The 25,338-nt window shown below is 32.0% G+C and carries 25 protein-coding genes, 1 tRNA gene and 1 pseudogene; 23 read left to right on the forward strand and 4 right to left on the reverse strand.

Annotated elements, in window-relative coordinates; translation table 11 throughout:
- The 23 genes and pseudogenes from CIGNP109_RS00005 to CIGNP109_RS00115 all read left to right on the forward strand — a co-directional run.
- Positions 1-257 (forward strand): DegT/DnrJ/EryC1/StrS family aminotransferase (locus tag CIGNP109_RS00005; RefSeq protein WP_180379990.1); only part of this gene is annotated, 257 nt, incomplete at its 5' end.
- Between the two features lie 687 nt (positions 258-944).
- Entirely contained in the window at positions 945-1,646 is a 702-nt protein-coding gene (locus CIGNP109_RS00015) for a DUF1796 family putative cysteine peptidase (RefSeq protein WP_236847536.1), read from the forward strand.
- Positions 1,631-2,596, forward strand: coding sequence for a glycosyltransferase family 2 protein (locus CIGNP109_RS00020; protein ID WP_086227731.1), 966 nt, complete (start codon positions 1,631-1,633; stop codon positions 2,594-2,596). Before CIGNP109_RS00015 ends, CIGNP109_RS00020 begins: the two co-directional genes overlap by 16 nt.
- 169 nt (positions 2,597-2,765) lie before the next feature.
- A pseudogene (locus tag CIGNP109_RS00025) lies at positions 2,766-2,948 on the forward strand (hypothetical protein); the annotation flags it as partial.
- 186 nt (positions 2,949-3,134) lie between these two features.
- A complete protein-coding gene (locus CIGNP109_RS00030; RefSeq protein ID WP_180379991.1) occupies positions 3,135-3,662 on the forward strand; it encodes a rhodanese-like domain-containing protein in 528 nt (175 codons plus the stop codon).
- Positions 3,634-4,734 carry a phosphoadenosine phosphosulfate reductase domain-containing protein gene (locus tag CIGNP109_RS00035; protein ID WP_180379992.1) on the forward strand — a complete coding sequence of 367 codons (1,101 nt, stop codon included), beginning with the start codon at positions 3,634-3,636 and terminating at the stop codon, positions 4,732-4,734. The genes CIGNP109_RS00030 and CIGNP109_RS00035 overlap by 29 nt, the downstream gene beginning before the upstream one ends.
- Entirely contained in the window at positions 4,731-6,770 is a 2,040-nt protein-coding gene (locus CIGNP109_RS00040) for an AAA family ATPase (protein ID WP_086227734.1), read from the forward strand. Before CIGNP109_RS00035 ends, CIGNP109_RS00040 begins: the two co-directional genes overlap by 4 nt.
- Positions 6,760-8,025 (forward strand): FtsK/SpoIIIE domain-containing protein, encoded by a 1,266-nt coding sequence (locus CIGNP109_RS00045; protein WP_086227735.1) that lies wholly within the window; start codon positions 6,760-6,762, stop codon positions 8,023-8,025. The genes CIGNP109_RS00040 and CIGNP109_RS00045 overlap by 11 nt, the downstream gene beginning before the upstream one ends.
- Positions 8,026-8,135: 110 nt before the next feature.
- Positions 8,136-8,261, forward strand: coding sequence for a hypothetical protein (locus CIGNP109_RS08735; protein WP_272887900.1), 126 nt, complete (start codon positions 8,136-8,138; stop codon positions 8,259-8,261).
- Between the two features lie 91 nt (positions 8,262-8,352).
- The gene (gene rpsL / locus CIGNP109_RS00050) at positions 8,353-8,736 is read left to right on the forward strand and encodes a 30S ribosomal protein S12 (protein WP_063998572.1); all 384 of its coding nucleotides are present in this window, start codon (positions 8,353-8,355) and stop codon (positions 8,734-8,736) included.
- 69 nt (positions 8,737-8,805) lie between these two features.
- Positions 8,806-9,276, forward strand: coding sequence for a 30S ribosomal protein S7 (gene rpsG, locus CIGNP109_RS00055; RefSeq protein ID WP_086224030.1), 471 nt, complete (start codon positions 8,806-8,808; stop codon positions 9,274-9,276).
- 12 nt (positions 9,277-9,288) lie between these two features.
- Entirely contained in the window at positions 9,289-11,364 is a 2,076-nt protein-coding gene (gene fusA, locus CIGNP109_RS00060) for an elongation factor G (protein WP_086224031.1), read from the forward strand.
- A gap of 34 nt (positions 11,365-11,398) precedes the next feature.
- Positions 11,399-11,475: transfer RNA gene (locus CIGNP109_RS00065), tRNA-Arg, on the forward strand.
- A 472-nt stretch (positions 11,476-11,947) separates the two neighbouring features.
- Complete coding sequence (locus CIGNP109_RS00070) at positions 11,948-12,172, forward strand: FeoA family protein (RefSeq protein ID WP_086227736.1); 225 nt, start codon at positions 11,948-11,950, stop codon at positions 12,170-12,172.
- Complete coding sequence (gene feoB, locus CIGNP109_RS00075) at positions 12,173-14,284, forward strand: ferrous iron transport protein B (protein WP_086227737.1); 2,112 nt, start codon at positions 12,173-12,175, stop codon at positions 14,282-14,284.
- A 114-nt stretch (positions 14,285-14,398) separates the two neighbouring features.
- Positions 14,399-15,412 (forward strand): peptide-methionine (R)-S-oxide reductase MsrB, encoded by a 1,014-nt coding sequence (gene msrB, locus CIGNP109_RS00080; protein WP_086227738.1) that lies wholly within the window; start codon positions 14,399-14,401, stop codon positions 15,410-15,412.
- Between the two features lie 325 nt (positions 15,413-15,737).
- The gene (ffh, locus tag CIGNP109_RS00085; RefSeq protein ID WP_086224035.1) at positions 15,738-17,084 is read left to right on the forward strand and encodes a signal recognition particle protein; all 1,347 of its coding nucleotides are present in this window, start codon (positions 15,738-15,740) and stop codon (positions 17,082-17,084) included.
- Between the two features lie 70 nt (positions 17,085-17,154).
- Positions 17,155-17,382, forward strand: coding sequence for a 30S ribosomal protein S16 (gene rpsP, locus CIGNP109_RS00090; RefSeq protein ID WP_063998335.1), 228 nt, complete (start codon positions 17,155-17,157; stop codon positions 17,380-17,382).
- Positions 17,382-17,627 (forward strand): KH domain-containing protein, encoded by a 246-nt coding sequence (locus tag CIGNP109_RS00095; protein WP_086226545.1) that lies wholly within the window; start codon positions 17,382-17,384, stop codon positions 17,625-17,627. Before rpsP ends, CIGNP109_RS00095 begins: the two co-directional genes overlap by 1 nt.
- A complete protein-coding gene (gene rimM, locus CIGNP109_RS00100) occupies positions 17,617-18,147 on the forward strand; it encodes a ribosome maturation factor RimM (RefSeq protein ID WP_086224037.1) in 531 nt (176 codons plus the stop codon). The genes CIGNP109_RS00095 and rimM overlap by 11 nt, the downstream gene beginning before the upstream one ends.
- 3 nt (positions 18,148-18,150) lie before the next feature.
- Positions 18,151-18,846, forward strand: coding sequence for a tRNA (guanosine(37)-N1)-methyltransferase TrmD (trmD, locus tag CIGNP109_RS00105; RefSeq protein WP_086227739.1), 696 nt, complete (start codon positions 18,151-18,153; stop codon positions 18,844-18,846).
- Positions 18,843-19,199: a 50S ribosomal protein L19 gene (gene rplS / locus CIGNP109_RS00110; protein ID WP_086227740.1), complete on the forward strand. Its 357-nt coding sequence runs from the start codon at positions 18,843-18,845 to the stop codon at positions 19,197-19,199. The genes trmD and rplS overlap by 4 nt, the downstream gene beginning before the upstream one ends.
- Positions 19,200-19,325: 126 nt before the next feature.
- The gene (locus tag CIGNP109_RS00115; RefSeq protein ID WP_179186968.1) at positions 19,326-19,613 is read left to right on the forward strand and encodes a cupin domain-containing protein; all 288 of its coding nucleotides are present in this window, start codon (positions 19,326-19,328) and stop codon (positions 19,611-19,613) included.
- A gap of 121 nt (positions 19,614-19,734) precedes the next feature.
- Here CIGNP109_RS00115 and CIGNP109_RS00120 read toward each other — a convergent pair whose 3' ends face one another.
- Genes CIGNP109_RS00120 through alaS form a run of 4 tightly spaced genes read right to left on the reverse strand, consistent with a single transcriptional unit; the run spans position 19,735 to position 25,242 of the window.
- Positions 19,735-21,675, reverse strand: a complete 1,941-nt coding sequence (locus CIGNP109_RS00120; protein ID WP_086227742.1) for a transglycosylase domain-containing protein — start codon at positions 21,673-21,675, stop codon at positions 19,735-19,737.
- A complete protein-coding gene (gene maf, locus CIGNP109_RS00125) occupies positions 21,672-22,217 on the reverse strand; it encodes a septum formation inhibitor Maf (protein WP_086227743.1) in 546 nt (181 codons plus the stop codon). The genes CIGNP109_RS00120 and maf overlap by 4 nt, the downstream gene beginning before the upstream one ends.
- Entirely contained in the window at positions 22,214-22,711 is a 498-nt protein-coding gene (locus tag CIGNP109_RS00130; RefSeq protein WP_086224043.1) for a hypothetical protein, read from the reverse strand. The genes maf and CIGNP109_RS00130 overlap by 4 nt, the downstream gene beginning before the upstream one ends.
- A complete protein-coding gene (gene alaS / locus CIGNP109_RS00135) occupies positions 22,708-25,242 on the reverse strand; it encodes an alanine--tRNA ligase (protein WP_086227744.1) in 2,535 nt (844 codons plus the stop codon). Before alaS ends, CIGNP109_RS00130 begins: the two co-directional genes overlap by 4 nt.
- Positions 25,243-25,338: the final 96 nt, after the last annotated feature.

A 25,338-nucleotide genomic window follows, 5' to 3' on the forward strand; every position in this document is an offset into this window, starting at 1 on the left:
ATTCGCATGTTTGGCATGTGTTTGTCGTGAGGGTTAAAGATAGAGCGAAATTCCAAAGCTATCTAAATGATAATGGAATTCAAACCATAATCCACTATCCGATCCCGCCACACAAGCAAGAGTGTTATAAAGAGTTAAATCATCTAAGTTTCCCAATAACTGAGCAAATACACAATGAGATAATTAGCTTGCCAATTTCACCAGTGATGAGTGATGATGAAGTAAAAAAAGTTGTGGAGGTTGTAAATGAGTTTTAAAAAATTTTTGTATAAAAAAAGCATTATGATTACATAGTTTCTCTTGGGTATAATCGTGAGGTTGCATATAAGTTTTTAAAATATTATAATTTTGAAGAATCAAGTCTTTTAAATTGGACATATTCATATACAATTGATGATTTAATATGTGCACTTAAGAATTTTAATTGCATAGGTTTTGATTTTTTACAAAAGCCTAATCCTTTATGGGAATGTCCAAATTCTCATATAAGGTTTCACGGAAAAGTTGCTATGCAGAAATATATTGATAACACAGCCACAAATAAAGAACTTGAAGCTGACAAAAAAGATTTTATATCGCGGATAAGCTATTTAAAAGAAAAATTTTTAAAAATCGCACAATCGGAAAAATCAAAACTTTATATATATAAAATTAAATCCAAAGATATTAACAATACTATACATTCAAAAATTTTAAACTATTAATTGTAGCAGAAAAAGAAAACTTAAAAAAAATTCAAGAATTGTGCTGAAGAATACTTGGTTGATTTTGTAGATTTCTTTCCTCCTGACAATGATGTTGCGGGGCGAAAATACGAAAAAAATGGATGGGATAAAATTTTTGATAAATTTTCTGTTTCTAAACCTAAAAAACTATAAAAAAATAAAAAATATAAATATGAGATAATAAGCAATTATGAAAAAAAGTATGATTTAATTTTTAGTATAGGAGAAGCTCGTTATTGTGCGGAAGTTCTTAGAGAAAGTCGCCTTCGTTTTTATTCTTACCCGTTTGATTGGTTATATGGTTCTACTCTTTTAGATAGGATAAAAATGCTTGCAAACAATATGAAAGATTTTATAAATAAAGAAGATTTAGAATTTGCTCATGAGGCAAGAAGCATATCTTGTAATGCATATTGCAATAAATTAAACAATATAACTTTTAATCATGATTTTAAAAATAATATACCTTTTGATGAAGCATACATAGAAGTAAGAGAAAAATATAACAAAAGAATAAATAGATTGCTAGAACAAATTCGGAATAGTCAAAATATTCTTGTTGTTTATATTCAAACACCAAACAATAAAAGCGAGATCGCACAAGATGCTATATTAGAAGGATATGATATCTTAAAAGAAAAATTTGGGGATAAAATAAATTTATTGTACTTGTTTTGCGAACCTGAAATCGATGTAAAAAATCGCATAGAAATTGATTTGAATCAAAATGTAAAGTGTATAAAGTATGATTATAATGCCTATAATATTGATTTTCCTTATGTTGTTAATCAAGAAAAATTATTAGCTATATTTAATAAAATTAGAATTACTAATAAATTTCTAACCAATACAAATAGGTTAGAATATTTTTTATATAAAATAAAATTATTATTTAAAGGTAAGCCGTGGAAAATAATCTAGTATCTGTTATTATCCCAGCATATAATCACGAAAAATATGTTCAAGAAACGATCAACTCTATAATTGGACAAACTTATCAAAATATAGAATTAATTGTAATTGATGATGGCTCTAAAGATTCAACTTGGCAAAAAATTCAAGAAATGAAAAAAATTTGCCAAAAACGCTTCGCAAGAGTTTATTTTGAAACAAAAGAGAATGAAGGAACTTGTAAAACATTAAACAAGCTTATTTCGCTGGTTAATGGCGAATTTGTTTATCTTATTGCGTCCGATGATAAGGCAAAAGCTCAAGCCATAGAAAAAGAAGTTCAATTTTTACAAAATAATTTAGATTATGTTTTGGTTGTTGGAGATAATGAGTTTATAGATTCATCATCAAAAAAAATAGGATGGGATAAGCATCGAAATTCTATAAATTTGTCGATGGCTGAGTATAAAACATTTGGAGAATATTTGCAGAATGCAAATGCAGATGTAAATTTTAGTTCATCTAGATTTGGAATATATGAAACATTTGTAAAAAAAAATTATATCCCAAATGGTTATTTGATAAGAAAAAGTGCTTTAGATCAGATAGGAAAATTTACACCAGAAGCTCCACTTGAAGATTGGTGGCTGCATTTGCAACTATCTAAAGTTGGTAAATATAAATACATTGATGAAATTTTGTTTTCATATCGTTGGCATGATAATAATACGGCTAAAAGACAAGATTATATGCTTACTATATCTTATAAAACACAGCTTTATGAACAAGCATTGGTTGCATCTTTAGATGATAAACAATGGCAACAAATTTTTGAAAAAAATATCACTAATATAAGGATAAAATTTAATTTTATCAACATTATAAAATTTTACTCTGTAAAAAATATAGATAAAAAACAGTATATTTTAGAATTTTTTGGATGCAAAATTATATTAATGGATAAAATCTTATCTAAATAGTTGGCTTATTATGGATATAGAAATTTGATATTAAATTTTATCTTAAATTAGGTAAAATTTGAGAAATAAGATATTTTGATAAATTTAGCCGACAAGGAAAATTGTGTCAATTTAAATTTTTAATCGGCTAATTTATTATTTTTTAAAAGATGAAAAGTATATGGATTATAGTGATAGCGTCATCTCTGCTGCATCATTCCAAGAGACTACAAAAGTTCTAACAGAAGCTAGTATAGCAGCTAAATTTGATTATCTTGAAGATCTAAAAGAAAATGTAATTTTAGGTCGTATGATTCCAGTTGGTACCGGACTTTATCAAGATAAAAAGGTTAAAATTAAATATAATAATTAATTAAATTAACCTAAAATTAACTCAAACAGTTTGTTTTTACTGTTTGAGTTAAATATATCTAAATATTTTAAATCTAAATTTTCTTATAAGTTTGTTTGTTATATAATTACCAGTCCTAATATAAATAAATTTGGATTAATATGGGAAAAAAATAATCTATTAAATTCAACTACCGGTCTAACAGTAGTGGGGGGGGGTAGCAGGGCTACTTCAAAGTTATTATGCGATGGCAATAACTCTATTATTATAGATATTAGACCAAGACAAACATATTTAGCTTCTCATATTGCAAATTCAATTAATCTAACTACTAAAAGTCAAATTCTAAATTTTATATCCAATAATCATTATAATGAATATATTTTATGTTGCACCAGCTCTAATAATGCTAAAAAATTAGCTAATGAGATAAATTTATCAAATGTAAAATATTACGATGGAAATTTATTAAATGCTAAAGATAGCGGGGTTTCATTTGTTAGTAGTAGTGATAAATTTATCGTACATTTAAATCAAACTAGAGATAAAATTTTAGATATTTATTCTCGTTATAAAAGAGCATGGATTATAACATTTAGTGGCGGCAAGGATTCTACGTGTGTTTTACAACTCATATATGAGATGATGATAAAATTACCAAAAGATAGATTAAATCCCACATATGCAATATTATCTGATACAATGGTTGAAGAATATAAAGGAGTATCTATATGAAATCGTAGAAATAATTAATAAAGATGCTAAGAATCGAAATTTGCCATTTGAAATAATTATTGCTAAGCCTAAAGCTAGTGATGAGTTTTGGATTAATCTTATTGGCAAGGGTTATCCAAGTCCAACTAGAACTTTTAGATGGTGTACTGAACGCCTAAAAATCAAGCCAATGAAAGATATAGTAAGGCAAATTACTGATAAACATGGTAGTGCAATAATGACTTTGGGTGTGCGAAAAAGCGAAAGTATAAATCGAAAAAGAAGTATTGAAAAGCGAAATCTAAGCGAAGATGGCTTAAGCAAACATGATGATTATCCAAATGTTTTGATATTTTCGCCTATAGTAGAGTGGGATACTGATATGGTTTGGAATTATCTAGCTATAAATAATCCAGCTCCTTGGAATAAAAGTCATAATAGATTATTTGAGCTTTATATGCAAGCTAGCGGGGATGAGTGTCAATTTATAATCGATAAAAATCAAAATAGTTGCGGCGGTAGTCGTTTTGGATGCTGGATATGTACTTTGGTAAATAAAGATAAATCTATGCAAGGTTTTATAAAAAACGGACAGATAGCTATGCAAGGACTTAATGACTTTAGAAATTTTATCAAAGATGCAAGAGATAATCATAATTTAAGAAGTGATTTTAAAAGAGATGGTAGATATCAAAGAGGACCATTTACAAGTATGGCTAGAAAAAAGATATTAAATTTACTTTTAAAAACCGAAATGGAGTTTAAAGCACAAGGTGGAAGTGAATTAATTAGCGATGAGCAATTATTGTTAATAGCAAAAGAGTGGAATAAAGAGTTTGATTCACAAAATTCATTAATTAAAATCGCAAAGGAGTATGGTAGGATGCAGAACGTAGATATTGATTTAGAAGATAGCAAGTTGCCAGATGAGGATTTAATAGATGCTATAGATACAAATTTGGCCAATATGACAAAATCAATAATTAAAGAGGCTACTAGTTTGCAAAATATGGGTGCTAGAGATAATGATTTATTAAATATTATCAAAAAACATTTAGATAATGCAACAGAAAAGCTAAAGGAAAATAGATGATTTTTTATAAAAAGATTACAATTTGCAATATGTTTGCATATTATGGAGAACAAACTATCGAATTTCAAAAGAATGATTTAAAGCCGTTATATTTAATCTATGGTAGAAATGGTTTTGGTAAAACCAGCTTTATCTCAAGCTTAAAGTTGTTATTTTTAGGTTCAGGATTATTAAATGATTCTAGTAAAGTTCCAGCACCTATTTTAAATGGTATAGAAAAAGGAAGAGGTAAATTTCATAGTAAACAATTACTACTTGGTACATCTGTAGATAATTTGGAGACTAAATGGGGTGGAGTGTTAAATAAAACGGCGGTAGAAGAGGGTAAAAATGAATTCTATGTAGAATTGGTATTGCAAAAAGATAATAAAGAGATAACTATCAAAAGGTATTGGAAAAGATTTCCAAATTTAGAGGAGAGATTAATAGTTAAATTTGATGGCAATGAATTTGAAGATTGTGAGGCTACTGATAAGTTAGAATCTATTTTTCCTACTAAGTTTATTGAGTTTTTTATATTTAATGGTGAAATGATTGGTGAGTTAGCTGAAGATATGGAAAGAGAGCTAAAAGAAAAGATACAAGATATGCTAAATATCACGATTTTAGATAAGTTAATTAAGCAGATTAAAACCACTAAAGAACAGTTGCAAAATGGACTTAAAGAATACTCAAACGAACAAGCTGAACTTTTCGCCAGCAGAGACGCTCGATTGGCGTGCAATGAGCATATCAAATATTTAGACGATCAAATTAAAAATTTGAGTACAGATAAAGAGTGGATAGAAAATGAACTACGAAACAAGAATGATGTTAGAGATAATCATATCATAAGTAGCGGAAGAGAACAAGAGAGATATTTGAATTTAAAAAACACAGAAGAAGAGAATATTAATAGCTTTAAAGATTCTATTAAAAATTACGGTGGAGAGATTTTATTTTTAAAATTAGATGATTTTTTTTCTGATTTTTTTTCTGATTTGGAAAATTCACAGATTGGCTCAAATTTAGATCCAGAAATGTTAAAGGAGCTTTGTGCTTTTAGTGCTGAATATCTATTTAAAGAGTATCAAATTGACAGAGATACTTCATCTTTGGCGCTTAAGCTAAATGAGGCATTTAAGAAATTTACACAAAATAGCGATGAAAATAAAACTTATAGAGAAATTAGAAATTTAAATATACTAAAAACTCTTTATAATGGCCTAAATTCAGAGTTAAATTTGCTAAGCAATGCGATTGTAAAACATAAAAATTCCGAGCAAAAATTCAAAGAGTATAATGAGTTGCTTAATCAATATTTAGTAGATAATGAAGCTAAAAAAATAATTGATAAGGTTGCAGATGAGATAGAGAAACTCCAAGCCGAACTCTCTAAAAAAACTAAAGAGATTGAAGATAATAAAAATGAGCTAAGAGAAAAACAAGTATTGCAAAATAATCTTGAGATGAAAATTAAATATCTAGATGAAAAAATCGGCCAAGACCATAGAATTAGCGATCAATTTAAGATGGCACAAGAATTAGAGAGAATTATTTTACAATATAAAGATAAGAGAATTGAGAGAGTGGCAAGTTGTTTAAAAGATAAAGTTTATGAGAATTATCAAAAACTTCTTCCAGATGATAATGTTGCTAGCGTTGAAATTAAAGATTTTAATATATATCTAAAAGATATTAAAAATGAAATTATTCCAGTAGCAAATCAAAGTGCCGGCCAAAAACAAATAGCAGCAATTAGCATATTTTGGGCTTTATCAGAACTAAGCGATAGAAATTTGCCACTTATTATTGATACTCCATTAGCAAGAATCGATAATTTAAATAGAAAAAGTATTATCCAAAATTATTATTTTAATGCTTCAAATCAGGTTATAGTATTGCCTACAGATAGCGAATTTGGCGCTAATGAATATGAGATTGCCAAAGACAAAATAGCACAATTTTATAAAATAGAAAATGATACAAGTAGAAAAAGTGCAAGGATAGTAAAAAGCAGTATTGAAAATATAATAGGAGATAGTGATGGCGAGTAAATTTTTTACAAAAACAGGCGAAGAGAATTTTATCAATACTGTGATAAAAAATGGTTTAAAAATACCAAATTTACCAAAGTATTATATTTTACGTTTAGCGATTAATAAAAGCTTTAGATTGTCTTACTATCTGCTCGATCATAATATCTGGAGCAATACTATTACATATGATGGTGATGCAAGAAATGAAAAGGAGTATAATTATGAACAGATTTTAGGTAAGGGAAATAAAAATTATGAGACTATGTTAAGGGCTATGTTTGCTTTTAGACATAAGGATGAAAATATTGATTTTTCAGATGATTCAAATTTTGATATGGCTTTACATAAATATATTCATAGGGGATTATTAGAAATTTATAATACCTACAAAACTACAGATAATTTTTATCAGTACCTAATAGATGAATTTAATCTAAATAGCGCTACTAACTACGATATTTCAGCCAAGTCTGATGACCGAGTTGATGAAGAGGATATTTTAAAATATTGCAAGGAAAATAGCATCTATATTGAGATTATTGATAAAGAAGATTCTATTCGCCATATAGCCTATAAAATTCGGCTAAAAAATACTGATGATTATAAAAAGCTCTCAAAAGATATCGACTCTTTTCAAATGCGATTTGGCCTTGCTGGGCCAGCGTTATTTGATGAAGTGATTGGCGAAGCGATGACATTTTATATATATTTGCCAAAATTACAAAAAGATTGGCAAATATTAAATGGAGAGTCCTTTAAGGCTGATTTGATGAAATATAATCAAAAATTTGAGATTGGGGCATATTGCGGTAGAGATATGAAAAATGATCCGATATTTTTTGATTTGGAGCAGTGTCCGCATATTTTTATTGCTGGAACTACAGGAAGCGGTAAGTCGGTATTGATGAGAAATTTGATTATATCAATTGCAAAATTAAATTCAAATGTAGAATTTATACTAATAGACCCAAAAAATGGGGCGGAATTTGGAATTTATGAAAATAAAGTCAATATAAGCGTTATTTGCGGTAAAAAAGTTATTAAAAATAGCGATGAAGTATATGATTTAATGAAAAAGCTCGTAGATGAAATGGAGAGAAGATATAAGATATTAGATAGTAATAAAGTAGCAAAAAATAATCAACTAAAAGAGCCGTTGTCAAATGTTGTCGTAGTTATTGATGAGGTGGCAGATCTATTTGCTAGCAATAAAAATATAGAAGATTTAATAATTAGAATCGCACAAAAAGGCAGGGCTAGCGGAATTTTTTAATACTAGCAACTCAAACTCCAAATTCTGAGATATTAAGCCAAAATTTAAGAGCTAATATTCCAACTAGAATCGCTCTAAAAACGATATCATCGCCTCAATCTAAGGTTATTATGGATGAAGTTGGCGCTCAAAATTTATTAGGAAAAGACGATTTGTATATAAAAATTAATGGCGAGAAGAAAATTTTAGCATTTGCTCCATTTATAGATAATAGCGAAATACGGGATTTGGTATAAAAAAGCAGATCTATACCAAATTTCATCTTAAATTAAGTAAAATTTGAGTAAAATAGCGACTTTTTAATAAATTTAGTTGAAAGGAAAAATTGTGCCAACCATTAATCAATTGGTCAGAAAAGAACGCAAAAAAGTGATTGTAAAATCTAAATCACCAGCGTTAAAAGAGTGTCCTCAAAGAAGAGGAGTTTGCACCAGAGTTTATACAACAACTCCTAAAAAACCAAACTCAGCTTTGAGAAAAGTTGCCAAAGTAAGGCTAACAAGTGGATTTGAAGTTATCAGCTATATAGGCGGTGAAGGTCACAATCTACAAGAGCACAGCATCGTGCTAGTGCGTGGCGGTAGGGTAAAAGACTTACCAGGTGTTAAATATCATATTGTCCGTGGTGCACTTGATACAGCTGGCGTGGCTAAAAGAACTGTATCTAGATCTAAATATGGTGCTAAACGCCCAAAAGAAGCTAAAAAGTAATCTTTTAGGACGCAGACTAGCCCTTAGATATGGCTTAGTTTGAGTAAAATTTAAATTTGAAGGAAAGTTATGAGAAGAAGAAAAGCCCCTGTTAGGGAAGTAATGCCTGATCCAATTTATGGCAATAAAGTTATAACTAAATTTATTAATTCACTTATGTATGATGGCAAAAAAAGTGTAGCTACGCAGATTATGTATGGCGCTTTAAAAGCTATTGATTCTAAAGGTGGAGAGTTAAAAGGTATCGAAGTATTTAACAGTGCTATCGATAATGTAAAACCTATTATGGAGGTTAAATCTCGCCGTGTAGGTGGTGCTACATATCAAGTGCCAGTAGAAGTCCGTCCAGCTCGCCAACAAGCCCTAGCAATCCGTTGGATTATCAGTTTTGCTCGCAAAAGAAGTGAGAGAACAATGATAGAAAAATTAGCCGCTGAGTTGCTAGATGCATCAAATTCAAAAGGTGCTTCATTTAAGAAAAAAGAAGATACCTATAAAATGGCAGAAGCTAATAAAGCATTTGCTCACTATCGTTGGTAATAAGGAGTATCTATGTCAAGAAAAACTCCATTAAATATGGTTAGAAATATCGGTATCGCTGCGCATATCGATGCTGGTAAAACTACGACTAGTGAGAGAATTCTATTTTTTACAGGTATGAGCCATAAGATTGGCGAGGTTCATGATGGTGCTGCTACTATGGACTGGATGGAACAAGAAAAAGAGCGCGGTATTACTATTACCTCTGCTGCGACTACTTGTTTTTGGAAAAACCATCAAATCAACCTTATAGACACTCCAGGACACGTTGATTTTACTATTGAGGTTGAAAGATCTATGCGTGTTTTAGATGGTGCTGTAGCTGTATTTTGTGCTGTTGGTGGCGTCCAACCTCAAAGTGAAACAGTATGGAGACAAGCTAATAAATACCGTGTTCCAAGAATGGTTTATGTAAATAAAATGGATAGAATCGGTGCTAACTTCTATAATGTTGAAGAGCAGATCAAAAACCGCTTAAAAGCAAATCCAGTGCCTATCCAAATTCCAATTGGCGCTGAAGATGAGTTTAAGGGTGTTGTAGATCTAATTACTATGAAAGCACTTGTTTGGGAAGATGATACAAAACCAACTGATTTTGTAGTTAAAGATATTCCAGCTGATCTTGTAGAAAAAGCTGAAGAGTATCGCAATAAAATGATTGAAGCTGTAGCTGAGACTGATGATGCTCTAATGGAAAAATTCTTTGGTGGCGAAGAGCTAACTATTGAAGAGATTAAAAAAGGTATCAAAGCTGGTTGTCTATCTATGAGCATGATTCCTATGGTTTGTGGTACTTCATTTAAAAATAAAGGTGTTCAACCACTTCTAGATGCAGTTGTTGATTACTTACCAGCTCCAGATGAAGTTGAAGCTATTAGAGGTGAGCTTGAAGATGGTACTGAAGTAGTTGTAGATAGCACAGATGATGGCGAATTTGCTGGTCTTGCATTTAAGATTATGACTGACCCATTTGTTGGACAACTTACATTCGTAAGGGTTTATAGAGGCCAACTAGAGAGCGGTAGCTATGCTTACAACTCAACAAAAGATAAAAAAGAAAGAATCGGCCGCTTACTAAAAATGCATTCAAATAAACGTGAAGAGATTAAAGTTCTTTACGCTGGTGAAATTGGTGCTGTAGTTGGTCTTAAAGATACTTTAACAGGTGATACTTTAGCTAGTGAAAAAGATAAAGTTATCCTTGAGAGAATGGATTTTCCAGAGCCAGTTATTAGCGTTGCAGTAGAGCCAAAAACAAAAGCAGACCAAGAAAAAATGGGTATAGCTCTAGGCAAATTAGCTCAAGAAGATCCAAGCTTTAGAGTTAGCACTGATGAAGAAAGCGGCCAAACAATCATCGCTGGTATGGGTGAATTACACCTTGAAATTATTGTTGATAGGATGTTAAGAGAATTTAAGGTTGAAGCTGAAGTTGGTCAACCTCAAGTTGCTTATCGCGAAACTATCAAAAAGACAGTTGAACAAGAGTATAAATACGCTAAACAATCAGGTGGTCGTGGTCAATATGGTCATGTATTTTTACGCCTTGAGCCACTTGAACCAGGTAGCGGATTTGAATTTGTTAATGATATTAAAGGCGGGGTTGTGCCAAAAGAGTATATCCCAGCTGTTGAAAAAGGTTGTAATGAAGCACTTCAAAGCGGTGTATTAGCAGGATATCCTGTTGAGGATGTTAAGGTTACGCTATTTGATGGTAGCTACCATGAAGTTGACTCTTCTGAAATGGCGTTTAAACTTGCTGCTTCTATGGGCTTTAAAGAAGGTGCTAGAAAGGCCGGTGCTGTAATTCTAGAACCTATGATGAAAGTCGAAGTAGAGACTCCAGAAGAGTATATGGGTGATGTAATTGGTGACTTAAATAGACGCCGTGGTCAAATTAGCTCAATGGATGAAAGAGGTGGTAATAAAATCGTTACTGCATTCTGTCCACTTGCTGAGATGTTTGGCTACTCTACAGATTTAAGAAGTCAAACTCAAGGTCGTGCCTCATACTCAATGGAATTTGATCACTATGAAGAAGTTCCTAAAAATGTATCTGATGAAATTATCAAAAAGAGAAATGGTTAATACATTTTGATTTTCTCCGCTTCGGCGGAGTTTGCTCCTCATAGCTCAGCAGGATAGAGCGCAGAATTCCTAATTCTGAGGCCATAGGTTCAAATCCTATTGGGGAGACCATTTTGTAATTAAATAGGATTAATACTCTTTATTTACTTTTATCCAAGTTTTTTTCTTAGATTTTAAAAAATCATAGCTGTTAGAAACCAAATTTAACCTTTTAAGCTTAATTAGTAAAATTATCCTTTTGTAAAAATTAAATAAATTTTTCTTTTAATTATATTTTATTTATAATACCTAAATTGTAGTATTACAAAATATTCTATTATACGCCAGATAACACAACAAATACAATTATTATAGGAATAAAATTTAAGCTGTTCTAGACAATAATAGATTAATTTTATTTAATAAATATTGTTAAATATTTTTAGTTTAAAATCTTATTTATATTAGTATTAAGCTATCTTGTAGTTGTGCATATGTATTAGTAATTCAAAAATTTAATTCTGCAACACAACCACTATTTTTAATAAAACTTTAATGTATATTTCACTATAATTGATAATAAATTTCATTATTGGAGATTTTAATGACTTTGGATCTTTTAGAAAATGGTCAAATGGCTAAAATTTTAAATTTTAATGTAACTGAGAGATTGCTTGAGAGGTTTTTTAGTTTAGGGCTATCTAAATTCAAAATTATTAAAAAGATAGAGAGTTCATTGGGGAGTTCGACTATCTTGATTGAGTGTAATAGAATGTGCTTGATGCTAAGATATGATGAGGCAAAGAGTATTGAGGTGGAGAGAATTTAGATGAAAAAGATTATTAAAATCGCACTTGTAGGTCAACCAAATGTAGGTAAAACTCTACTTATAAATTCACTTAGTGGATCGCATTTGAAGGTTGGGAATTTCCCCGGTGTGACAGTTGAAAAATCTGAAGCAAATTTTAAGTATAAAGATTATGATATTAAGATTATAGATCTTCCTGGAACTTACTCTATTAATGATTACTCGCTTGAAGAGAGGATAACTAAAGATTTTATCAATAAAAATGATTATGATATCATCATAAATGTGGTAGATTCTACAAATTTAGAGCGCAATTTGATCTTGACTACCCAAATTATGGAGAGAAATAAAAAGATGATTTTAGCTCTCAATATGAGCGATGAAGCATCAAAAGAGGGGATAAATATAGATGCTAAGAAATTTGAAAATCTCCTTGGAGTGCCTTGCGTATCAGTATCTGCTAGTTTAAAATCAAATTTAAATGAGTTGATAGAACGGATAATAGAAATTTACAAATCACCATATATCCCAAATAAGCGAATTTATAGTGATGCGATTGAAAAAGAGATAGATGATATTTCGCAATTTTTAGAATCTAAAAATGATACAAATATAAAAGAGTTAAAATTAAGCAATAAAGATATAGCGATAGCTTTGTTAAAGCAAGATAATCAAATTTATAAGTATTTACATGATAAGCCCATTTGGATAGAGCTATCAAAGGTGATCCAGACAGCTCACAATAATCTATATATCCACTACAAAACTCAATCTGTAAGTGAGATATTTATGCAAGAGTGTAGTAATTTTGTCAATGGTGCGATCGCTGAGAGCGTGAAATATCATAAGCCTAAAGAGATTAATTATACTAGGATGATTGATAAAATTTTGATAAACAAATATATTGGGATTCCGATATTTTTGTTTTTTATGTGGTTGATATTTCAGCTTACATTTACTCTTGGTGCGGTGCCTATGGACTATATTGAGGCTGGATATGTGGCGTTGGGTGATATGGTTAAAGAGAGTGTGAGTAGTGAGCTTTTGGCATCGCTATTGGCTGATGGTATCATAGGTGGGGTTGGGTCTGTGATACTATTTTTGCCAAATATTATGATACTATTTTTTGGAATTGCACTTTTGGAGACTACTGGATATATGTCTAGGGTTTCATTTTTGTTAGATGGATTTTTTCATAAATTTGGCTTGCATGGTAAAAGCTTTATCCCATTGGTGACTGGATTTGGGTGTTCTGTCCCGGCATTTATGGCTACAAGAACTCTCAAAAACGAAAAAGACCGCTTGCTTACTCTTTTCATAATTAATTTTATGAGTTGTGGTGCTAGGTTGCCTGTGTATGTGCTATTTATAGGTGCTTTTGCCCCAAAAGCTCAAGCTGGAAATTGGCTATTTGGTATATATATTTTTGGTGCTATTTTAGGGCTTATAGCGGCTAAGGTTTTGCGTATGACGGCATTTAAAGGCCCTGATGAGCCTTTTGTTGTTGAGATGCCAAAATATAGAATGCCAAATTGGAAGCTCATTTGGTTTATGGTCTATAACAAAGCTAAAATGTATATCAAAAAGGCCGGTACCTTCATTCTAGCTGCAGCTGTGCTTATATGGTTTGCTAGTAGTTTTCCGTTTCAAGACTCTACTAAAGAGATTTATGAACAAAAAATAGAGATAGCCGCAACTGATGAAGACAAAGAGAGATTATCTAATGAATTAGAAAATATCTTAATAGAAAATAGCTATTTAGGAAAGGTGGGCAAATTTATTGAGCCATTTTTTGCTCCGTTGGAGTTTGATTGGAGATTGAGTGTTTCTATTGTTAGTGGTTTAGCAGCTAAGGAGGTTGCGATATCTACAATGGGTGTATTGTATTCGTTAGGTGGCGAAGTAGATGAAAATAACGATGGATTAATACAAAAAATTCAAGAAGCTATACCGATTGAGGTGGCTGTGGCGTATGTGCTATTTGTGATGTTATATAATCCTTGTTTGGCTGCTACAATTGTCTTTGGCAAAGAGGCTGGCGGATATAAATATATAGCTTATCTATTCATTTTTACTACATTTGTTGCTTATTTGGTTTCGTTTATAGGGTTACATATAGCAAAGCTCTTTTGAGAGTTTTGCCCCTTTAAATGGACTTTTGATTAAATTTAAACCTTAATAATATATTTAGATTTTATTTTTTTGGTTTTGCTAAAATTGTCTAAATTTAGACTTCAAGGTTGTATAATGATAAAATACATAACTACAATAATTCTTGCCATTACTGCTTTAATGGCTAATCCAAAAGGCAATAGTATGGAAAATTTAACAGAGATATATCTAGGTGGTGGGTGCTTTTGGGGGACTCAGGGATATTTTGATCTTATTAATGGAGTGGTATATAGCGAAGTAGGTTATGCTAATGGCATAAGTGTCCAAACTAGCTATAATCAGATTGCTCGTACAGATCACGCAGAAGTTGTTAGGCTTAAATTTGATGCTAATAGGGTTGATATTAATGAAATTTTAGAGCATTATTTTCGTATTATTGATCCATTTTCTATCAATAAACAAGGCAATGATATAGGCAGACAGTATCGCACTGGTATATATTATAGTGATGATAAGCTAAAGAGTGTTATAGAGAATTTTATCAGTCGCAAACAGGCTAAATTTACTAAACCAATTGCAGTTGAGATAGAGCCACTTAAGAATTATATAAAAGCAGAAGAATATCACCAAAAATATTTAGATAAAAATCCAAATGGTTATTGCCATATTGATTTAAATTTGGCTAGCAAACCACTATATGATGAAAGCAAATTTACAATTCCAAGCCTATCTGAATTAAAAGAAAAGTTAAGTGATTTAGCATTTAAAGTAACACAAGAAAAGGCCACTGAGCGACCATATAGTAGTCAGTATGATAAATTTGATGAGCGTGGTATATATGTAGATATTGTAAGTAAAAAACCGCTTTTTAGCTCTAGCGATAAATATGATGCTGGATGTGGGTGGCCTAGCTTTACAAAGCCAATTACAACTGATGCGGCTAGTTATCATAGGGATTTAAGTCATGGAATGGAACGAATAGAGGTCACATCAAGACAGAGCGGCAGCCATTTAGGTCATGTATTTGATGATGGGCCAATTGATAAAGGAGGGCTTAGATATTGTATTAATGGTGCTTCATTAGAGTTTATCCCATATGATCAGATGGATATTAGAGGATATTCTGAATATAAAGTCTATGTAAAATAATTGTTATTTTGAAAGTATGTTTTATTAAATGTCTATCTAGGTTTTAAACTTAGCAAGAGATATAATTATTAATTATTTTTTGCTTGGCGGTAACTGTTAAAGAACCGCTAAGTTTATAAAGTAGTCTATAATGAAGTGCTTTTAAAAAATTAATTTAATATTTTATAGCCAATTTTATGCTTTACATATTTGTTTTAGTAGTAGTTTGCATCTATGTATTACATAAAATATCTGTTATAAAGGTATAAGTATAGTTAAGCAATTAAAGAAAGTTAAAGAAATTTAGTGTATAATTAGCAATTTTAATCAAATTAAAAGGTATATAGTGTTTGAACTTATTGGCGAATCGCTAAAATCAGCTGTAAATAAACTTAAATTTGTCGATGATGAAAAGGCATTAAAAAATGCGCTTGAGACGCTGAAAAAGTCGCTGTTAAAGGCTGACGTTTATCACAAGGTGACAAAAGAACTTGTAAGTCTTGTAGAAGCTGATATGAAAAAGGGCACTATAGGCCAAAAGCAGTTTTTAGATAGTATAAAAACTAATTTAACAAATATTTTAACCGCTCCAAATGATGGTAATAAAGGTAGCGGATTTGTGTTTGCTTCAAACCCTCCAACAGTTGTGTTAATGGCCGGCTTACAAGGTGGTGGTAAAACCACAACAACTATAAAATTAGCAAGCTACCTAAAAGCACGTAAAAAACGTGTTTTAGTAGCTGCAGCCGACTTGCAGCGTTTAGCAGCAGTAGAACAGCTTAGACAGCTTTGTAGCGCAAATGAGATCGAGCTTTTTAGTATCGATGGTGAAAATAATCCAGTAAATGTAGCTAAGGAAGCATTAAAAAAAGCAAAAGATGGTCTTTATGATGTACTTTTAGTTGATACTGCTGGTCGCTTGGCAATAGATGAAGCATTAATGAGTGAATTAAAAGAGGTAAAATCTGTATTAAATCCAGATGAAATTTTTTATGTTGCGGATGCGATGAGTGGGCAAGATGGCGTACGCACTGCTACTAGTTTTAATGAGGCTCTTGGCATTACTGGGGTTATTTTAAGTAAATTTGATGCCGATACAAAAGGCGGTGTAGCTATAGGTATAGCACATCAAGTAGGAATTCCGCTGAGATTTGTCGGTGTGGGTGAAAAAGTGGCCGATCTCGAGAGTTTTATCCCTGATAGAATTGTTGGCAGAATTTTAGGCGAGGGCGATTTGGCGACTTTAGCTGAGAAAGCTTCTACAATCATAGATGAAAAAGAGGCCAAAAAGCTCAATAAAAAGATTAAAAAAGGTGAGTTTAATTTTAATGATTTTATAGCTCAGCTTGAGAGTGTTAAAAAGCTTGGAAGCATGAAAGGAATCTTAGGAATGATTCCTGGTATGAGTTCTATGGCAAATCAGTTAAAAGATATTGATTTAGATAATTCAGAGCAGATTAAACATATAAAAGCGATGATAAGCTCAATGACTCCAAAAGAAAGAGAGAATCCAGATCTATTAAATAATGCTAGAAAGCGTAGAATTGCTGCTGGTGCTGGACTTGACCAAATGACTGTAAATAGATTTTTAAAGCAGTTTAGTAGTGCTGCAAAGTTGGCTAAAAAATTCTCTAATAAAGATAGTATGAAAGGCTTTGCAAATATGTTGGCAAACGCTAACCGCCCTAAATAAGTTAGGGTTTATTTATGGCTATGAATTTAGCTATAACTAAGCCTTATAAAAAATATTTTAGGAGAAAAAGATGGCAACAGTAGTTAGATTAACAAGAATGGGACGTAAAAAAAGACCATTTTATCGTATCGTAGTAACTGATAGTAGAAAAAGACGTGATAGTGGTTGGATTGAAAGTATTGGTTATTACAATCCAATGGTAGAGCCAGAAGTAATTAAATTTGATGCCCAGAGACTTGCATATTGGAAAAGTGTTGGCGCTAAACTAAGCGATAGAGTCGCTCAAATTACAAAATAATGGTTGAAGATTTTTTAAAAGAGTATGCTAAACTTATAAGTGATTCACCTGATATTATCCGCACAGAGCGGATAAATTTAGGTGAGAACTTCGATGAGATTATTATCTATGCTAGTAGGGTCGATACTGGAAAATTAATCGGTAAAGATGGCAAAATGATAAATGCTATCAAAACCGTAGTTATAGGCTATAAAGCCAAAGATCCAACTTCATATAGAATTACGGTAAAAGCTATTGAAGAGTGATTTAGTAGAGGTTTGCATACTTGGTAAAACCGTAGGATTAAAGGGAGCTTTAAAGCTTCATAACCGTAGTGATTTCATAGAGCAGTATAAAAAAGGCGCTAAATTTTATGATAAGTTTGGTAATCTTTTATCCATTAAGAGCTATGAACCTTCTAATTCGCTTGTAATATTTGATGGATTTGAGAGTATTGAAGCAGCAAAAGAGCTTGTAAATCGAGTTTTATACCGTACTGTAGAAGATACTAAAAAGAGTTGTAAGCTTAAAAAAGATGAGTATTTTTATTTTGATATCATAGATTCTATGGTTTATGAGGGCGAGATTTTGCTTGGTAAAATTGACGATATTTTAGAAGTTGGGGCTGGATTTTTATTTGATATTAAGACTAGCACAGAACTTATTAACAAAGGACTTGCAAAGCAGTTTTATATACCATATCAAGATAATTTTATTATTAAGATTGATATTAACAGCAAAAGAGTAGATGTAAAAAACTCTATGGATATATTGCTTAATTCTTAGTTTATGAAATTTAACTTTATAACCTTATTTCCAAATTTAGTTACGCCATATTTTAGCGATTCTATACTTGGCAGAGCTCAGACAAGTGGACTAATAGAGATCAATTGTATAAACCCACGAGATTTTACTCAAAATAAACATAAAAAAGTTGATGAGTATATGGTTGGTGGTGGGGCTGGGCTTTTGATGAGTGCGCAACCACTTTGTGATGCGATTGATAGTATAGGGCAGACGCATGTAATTTATCTCACTCCAGCCGGTAAAAAATTTAATCAAAATGACGCTAAGAGACTTGCGAAGCTAGAAAATATTAGTTTTATTTGTGGTAGATACGAGGGTATAGATGAACGTGTTATCGAGAGTAGAGTAAATGAGGTTTTTTGCATAGGGGATTTTATTTTAACTGGTGGTGAGATTGCCGCTATGAGTCTTTGTGATGCTATTAGCCGCAATATTGCCGGGGTTTTAGGTAATGCAAATTCATTAGATATTGAGAGTTTTGAAGATGGAATTTTAGAGGCTCCAAGCTTTACAAAGCCAAATATTTTTAATGGTTCACCTGTGCCTTCAGCTTTTTTAAAGGGTAATCATAGTATAATCAACGCTTTAAAAAATCATATGGCGCTTTGCAAAACTCGGTTTTTTCGCCCTGATTTGTATCAAACTCTTAAATCGCCAAACTTTAAGGAAAAAAGATGAGAAATAAATATGTTGAAGCATTTGAAAATGCTCAAATCGCGACTAAGTCTGTGCCTGACTTTCGTGCTGGTGATACTTTGAGAATTGCTATCCACATCAAAGAAGGCGACAAAAGCAGAATTCAAAACTTTGAAGGTGTTTGTATAGCTCGCCGTGGTAGTGGTACTGGTGAGACTTTCATCATTCGCAAAATCGGTGCTAATAGCGTTGGTGTAGAGAGAATTTTCCCTATTTATAGCGATAGCTTAGAGAGTATTACAGTACTACGTAGAGGTCGTGTAAGACGTTCTAAACTATTCTATCTACGTGATAGACGTGGTAAAGCTGCTAGAATTAAAGAGCTTAAAAAGTAATTTCTATTGCAATTTCGCCCCTTTTTTTGGGGCTTCTTCTTTATCTCGATTTTTAATCATTATTTTGGACTTACTGTGGAAAAAATTATTTTTAATTTTAATATTTTTGATGGTGTTAAGACTGCTATGCTTTGTGAGAGTGAATTTAGCAAGGAAATTCGCATAACTATGGCTAAAGATGCGGTTATGAAAGAACATATGGCTCCAAATGCAATTATAGTTCAAGTGCTTCGTGGTGGTATTGAATTTGAAATGAGTGGCAAGATTTTAGTTATGAATGAATTTGATATGATTACATTGCCTGCATTTATACCTCATTCGTTAAAGGCATTAGAAAATTCTATAATAAGACTAAGTTTATCAAAATCAGATAGTCATACAAGAGTATTTAAAGTAGCAAATAGTAAAAAGTAATTTTTAAATTTGCCTTAATATACTACTATCATTTAAATTTTTATAAAAATTAGCTTTAATTATTTATGCTATAAATAATTAGAGTATAAATTTGAAGTTATCAAATTTATACTCTAAAAAACTAAAAAATTATCCCTTCTTTATCTTGTTTTTCTAGGATATTATTTTGTTCTTTTGGTAGCGGAGAAGTAGTTGTATATAGTGCATCTACTCCGTTATAAACTCTACGATACACACCAGGAGGCATATCAAATTTGCGTTTAGTTTGTGGATATTCAGCGATAAAGTCTTGCATAAACTGCTTAAATACTGGTGCGGCTGTTCTAGAGCCACCCTCTACATAGCGCATCGGAGTGTTATTGTCATTTCCATACCATATTAATACTTGAATCTCAGGGCCAAAACCGCAAAACCATGCATCTACGCTCTCATTTGTAGTTCCGGTTTTTCCTGCTAGTTCAATTCCATCAACTTTTGCTGAGCGACCAGTTCCATTATTTACAACATCTTGAAGCATTTTAATCATTAGATATGCTTGTTCTGGTTTAATAATCTCGCTGCTTTTTGGCTCAAATTTAAATATCTCACCATTTTTGTTCTCTACAAAATTAATTAGTCTGGTCTCATGTCTAGTACCAAGTCCTGGGAATATCGAGTATTGTTCGCTATAATCCATAAGACTAACTCCAAAGCTTCCAAGTGCAATTGATAGATTATTAGGAATATCTTTAAAACCAAAATCCTCTAAATCTCTTTGAACTACATCAAGGCCAATAGAATTTAAAAGATTTATTGTAGCAAGATTACGCGATTGTTTTAATGCATCATTTAAAGTGATTAAGCCTTTAAAATTGCCACTAAAGTTTTTAGGCTTCCAGTCTTGATCTTCTTTATTATTTTTATTTACCCCTTCATAAATTCTAGATATATCAGCTATTTTGCTTTGTGGGGATAATCCTTGGTTTAAAGCAATTTGATATATAAATGGTTTAAAACTAGAACCAGGCTGGCGAGAGCTTTGTGTAGCACGGTTAAAGTTGCTTTTGGCATAATCTACACCGCCTACTAAAGCTAGTATATCTCCATTAGTAGGATTGGTGACGATCATTGCGCCATTTAATACTGTGGTATTTGCGTCTTTATTGCGTTTTAGGATTTCGTTATAGCCAAATTTAAGTGCATTTTGTGCTATCTCTTGTACTTTCAAATCAGCATTTAAAGTGATTTTATATCCACCATATCGTATATCAGGATATAGAGGGGCTAATTGCTTTATAGTCTCATCTACTAGATATGGAGCTTTGTTTTGGGTTAGGGTTTGATCATAGATTTTTGGCGTCTCTTTTATAGCGTCTTGATATTCTTTGGTGGTTATCCAGCCGATATTGTGCATTCTTAGCAGTACATTATTTGCTCTTGAGAGAGATAGATCTAAATGTCTTGTAGGATCATAGCTGCTAGGTGCTTTTGGTAGGCCCACTAGCATAGATATCTCTTTTAAGCTTAGTTCATCAAGATTTTTTTTAAAATATCCAAGCGCAGCAGTCTTAATCCCATAATATCCGTGACCAAAATATACCTGGTTTAAATATCGCTCAATTATCTGTTCTTTAGTTAGAGTGTACTCAACTTCGTAAGAGATTATTAGCTCTTTTAGTTTACGAGTAAATTTTTTCTCACGTGTTAAGAGCATATTTTTGACTAGTTGTTGAGTTAGGGTTGAGGCTCCTTCAACTAAAGACATTGCTTGAATATCTTTAATTGCTGCTCTAAAAATCGCTTCATAATTTATCCCGCCATGTTCAAAAAATGCTGTATCTTCTATAGCAATGAGTGCTTCTATAATGCGTGGCGAAATTTCGCTAAATTTAGCGTATTGTCTATTTTCTTCATCAAAAATATAGGCTACTAAATCACCATTTTTATCATAAATATGAGTAGTTAATTTTGGATTGTAATCTACAATTTTAGATATATCAATCTTAATTTGAGAGTAAAAATATATAATTCCAGCCACGCTAGCTAATGCTAAAATTATAATTAGGTTGAAAATATATTTCATAAAAATGCCTTTAAATTTATAATATCTAGCCCCATGGCTGTGGGTTTGTTGCCGCTTTCTTGTTCTATATATATTTTATTAAATCCTTCTATCATCATCGCTCCAGCTTTATCTTTCCATAATCCGCTAGCTATGTATTCATCTAAATGAGATGAATTAAATTTAGCAAATTTATAGCTTGCAATACTTAGCATATCAATAGAGATATTTGGGCTAATAAACTTCATAGCAGTATAGACGCTAGTCAAATTTCCGCTTTGCAACTCTAGCATATATCTAGCGTGTGCTTCATCTGTTGCCTTACCAAGAATTTTTCCGCAAGCTGCTACGCTACTATCAGCAAATAGAACACGCTCATACCGGTTTTTAAATTTATCAAAAAATTGCTTGGCTTTGTTATTTACGATACTCATAGCATATTTTGCTGGTGGTAAATTTGTGTCAAATTCTTCATTATAATCTAGGCTAACTTGAATAAACTCAACACCATATTCACGCAAAATCATCGCTCTACTGGCTGAGCTAGATGCTAAAACTATCATAAAAATCCTCTAAAAGTAACACCAAGATAGATATTAATAAATGATAAAACGATATTTAAAGGGGTAAAATAATATATTATCAAAACTAAATTTTCATGACTCATAAGCATATCATCTTTTAAAAACGCCTCTTTGGCTTGACGAAATTTATACCAAATATACGCTAAATTTGCCCCAATAAATGCTAAAATTGCTAGCTTAGTTTTAACAATTGCTTCGACCATTGGATCGCCAATTGGAAATCGCTCTCCATAAGACATAAACATTCCGCCAAAGCCTAAAAATGCCACTATCGCTAAGGCGCTAAAAAGAAATTTATTAAATTCCTTTAAAATTAGCTTATAGCGATGTGGATTTTGCTCAATATCCTTAAAGCAGTAATGACCGCAAACTACTACCGTAATTTGTAAAGCAATAAAAAGCGCTGCAACACTAATATGCATAAATGGCGCAATCTGGTCAAGTCTAGCAAATGAACTATTTAAAGCGTTCAAAGTTTACTCTTAATTAATTTGTTAGCTTCTTCTAAGGCATTTGATATTTTGTTTATATCTTTGCCTCCAGCAGTGGCAAAGTCATCTCTTCCACCTCCACCTCCACCTACAATTGGGGCAATTGCTTTTACTAATTCTCCAGCTTTTATATTGCAATTTTTAGATCCAGCTGCTAGCATTACCTTGCCATCTTTGGCACTAGCTAAAAATATTACAACACTATCAAATTTATTTTTTATTTCATCAATTTTTGCCTTGATATCACCATTAAATTCATCAACAACTACATTAATGCCATTTATAAGCTTAGAGCTTAGCTCTACTGATGAAGTGGCATTTTTTATCTCATTTTGAAGAGATTTTATCTCATCTTTTAACTTAGCAATAGCAGCAATTGGACTAGCGCCTTTTAAACTAGCTTTAATCTCTTCAAGCTCGTTTCTTAGCTCATTTGCGTAGTTTAGTGCAGCACGAGAACAAACCGCCTCAATACGCCTAACTCCAGCACTTACACCGCTCTCTTTGGTAATAAAAAAACTACCTATTTCATTGATATTTTCAACATGAGTGCCACCACATAGCTCCTTAGAACAGCCCAAAGTTAAAACACGCACTTCATCGCTATATTTTTCACCAAAGAGTGCTATAGCTCCACTATTTTTAGCTGAGTTTATATCCATTATTTCTACTTTTGCTTTAGCGCCTGCTTGGATTTGGTCATTTACAAATTTTTCAATTTGGGCTAACTCATCACTACTTACAGGTTTTGGATGACTAAAGTCAAATCTTAATTTATCAGCCTCTACGCTACTTCCAGCTTGAGATATATGTGAGCCTAAAACACTTCTAAGTGCTGCGTGAAGTAGGTGTGTGGCTGAGTGGTGACGGCGGATTTCTAATCTATTTGGGCTTACTTTGCACTCTACTTCATCACCTACGCTAATAGTAGAACTTACTTGAATTTGGCTTAAATTTAGTTCAAAATATTTTTTAGTATCTAAAACTTTGTTATCATTTATTTTACCACTATCTCCACATTGTCCACCGCTTTGAGCATAAAATGGAGTTTTATCAAGCATTATATATCCGCTCTCGCCAGTGTTTAATTTATTGGTGATTTTAAATTCGTTATCAAGCAGAGCTAGAACACGGCTAGTTGAGCTTAAGCTGTCATATCCGATAAATTCATTTTTGCCAAATTTTTCAAGTAGTTCTTTAAAATCCCCACTCTCCTTAGCCGCATCGCCACTCCCTTTCCAGCTAGCTTTTGCTCTTGCTTTTTGTTCACTCATTAAAGTATCAAATTTGGCAGCATCTACACTTAAGCCTTTTTCTCTTAACATATCTGCAGTTAGATCTAGCGGAAAACCATAAGTATCATAAAGCTTAAACGCTACTTCGCCACTAAAAATATCTTTAGTTTTAGCAAGTTCTTCATTAAATATATCTAATCCAGCAGCAATAGTAGCTAAAAATCTCTCTTCTTCAAGCTTGATTAGCTCTTTTACATACTCTTTTTTCTCGTTTAGATATTCATAGTGACCACCCATTAATTCTACTACTTTATCTACAAGTCTATACATAAATGGCTCTTTTATGCCAAGAAGATATCCATGCCTTAGGGCTCGTCTTAGAATTCTTCTTAAGACATATCCACGACCTTCTTTATCAAAATTTACGCCTTGAGCTAGCAAAAATACAACCGATCTGATATGATCGCTAATAACTCTAAAGCTTGCACCACTTTCATATTCATAAGCTACATTTGCAATTTTGGCTACTTCGTTGATAAGTGGCATAAATAGTGAACTATCATAGTTGCTAAATTTGCCCTCTTTAATAGCTGTAACTCTCTCAAGCCCCATTCCAGTATCGATGCTAGGTTTTGGTAGTGGCGTCATAGTTCCATCGCTACTTCTTTCAAACTGCATAAATACAAGATTCCAAATTTCTAAAAATCTATCACCATCGCCACCCATATAATCTTCATCACTATTAAAGTGTTCAGCGCCTTGATCATAAAATATTTCGCTACATGGCCCACAAGGTCCCGTATCTCCCATTGCCCAGAAGTTATCCTTATCACCAAATTTATAAATTCTCTCTTTCTCTATATGTTTTTGCCAAATTTCATAAGCCTCATCATCGTTTTCATGTACAGTTACATATAATCTATCTTTTGGTAGTTTTAAAATTTCAGTTACAAACTCCCAAGCATAGGCAATTGCTTCAGTTTTAAAATATTCACCAAAGCTAAAATTTCCTAACATTTCAAAAAATGTATGATGTCTGGCTGTATAGCCTACATTATCTAAATCGTTGTGTTTGCCTCCAGCTCTAATGCATGTTTGACAACTAGTACGAATTGGCGGATTAGGGCGTGGTACATCCCCAGTAAATATACTCTTAAATGGAACCATTCCAGCGTTTGTAAAAAGCAAGGTTGCATCATCAGGAACCAAGGCTGAAGAAGCAACTACTTCGTGTCCTTTGCTTTTAAAAAACTCTAAATACTCTTTTCTAATATCCATAGATTCTATCCTATTTAAAAAAATGGCTAGATTGTATCATAAATTTACTAAATTTATTAAATTTAAGATAAATTTTATATCCAAATTTATCATTTT

It is taken from the genome of Campylobacter sp. P0109 (genome assembly GCF_002138755.1).
GTDB lineage: Bacteria > Campylobacterota > Campylobacteria > Campylobacterales > Campylobacteraceae > Campylobacter > Campylobacter devanensis.

Excerpts from the sequence above, each read along its gene's own strand:
- CIGNP109_RS00040 (WP_086227734.1), top strand. The coding sequence starts at position 4,731 with ATGATTTTTTATAAAAAGATTACAATTTGCAATATGTTTGCATATTAT.
- CIGNP109_RS00045 (WP_086227735.1), top strand. The coding sequence starts at position 6,760 with ATGGCGAGTAAATTTTTTACAAAAACAGGCGAAGAGAATTTTATCAAT.
- CIGNP109_RS08735 (WP_272887900.1), top strand. The coding sequence starts at position 8,136 with ATGGATGAAGTTGGCGCTCAAAATTTATTAGGAAAAGACGATTTGTAT.
- rpsG (WP_086224030.1), top strand. The coding sequence starts at position 8,806 with ATGAGAAGAAGAAAAGCCCCTGTTAGGGAAGTAATGCCTGATCCAATT.
- fusA (WP_086224031.1), top strand. The coding sequence starts at position 9,289 with ATGTCAAGAAAAACTCCATTAAATATGGTTAGAAATATCGGTATCGCT.
- CIGNP109_RS00070 (WP_086227736.1), top strand. The coding sequence starts at position 11,948 with ATGACTTTGGATCTTTTAGAAAATGGTCAAATGGCTAAAATTTTAAAT.
- feoB (WP_086227737.1), top strand. The coding sequence starts at position 12,173 with ATGAAAAAGATTATTAAAATCGCACTTGTAGGTCAACCAAATGTAGGT.
- msrB (WP_086227738.1), top strand. The coding sequence starts at position 14,399 with ATGATAAAATACATAACTACAATAATTCTTGCCATTACTGCTTTAATG.
- rpsP (WP_063998335.1), top strand. The coding sequence starts at position 17,155 with ATGGCAACAGTAGTTAGATTAACAAGAATGGGACGTAAAAAAAGACCA.
- CIGNP109_RS00095 (WP_086226545.1), top strand. The coding sequence starts at position 17,382 with ATGGTTGAAGATTTTTTAAAAGAGTATGCTAAACTTATAAGTGATTCA.
- trmD (WP_086227739.1), top strand. The coding sequence starts at position 18,151 with ATGAAATTTAACTTTATAACCTTATTTCCAAATTTAGTTACGCCATAT.
- rplS (WP_086227740.1), top strand. The coding sequence starts at position 18,843 with ATGAGAAATAAATATGTTGAAGCATTTGAAAATGCTCAAATCGCGACT.
- CIGNP109_RS00115 (WP_179186968.1), top strand. The coding sequence starts at position 19,326 with ATGCTTTGTGAGAGTGAATTTAGCAAGGAAATTCGCATAACTATGGCT.
- CIGNP109_RS00120 (WP_086227742.1), bottom strand. The coding sequence starts at position 21,675 with ATGAAATATATTTTCAACCTAATTATAATTTTAGCATTAGCTAGCGTG.
- maf (WP_086227743.1), bottom strand. The coding sequence starts at position 22,217 with ATGATAGTTTTAGCATCTAGCTCAGCCAGTAGAGCGATGATTTTGCGT.
- alaS (WP_086227744.1), bottom strand. The coding sequence starts at position 25,242 with ATGGATATTAGAAAAGAGTATTTAGAGTTTTTTAAAAGCAAAGGACAC.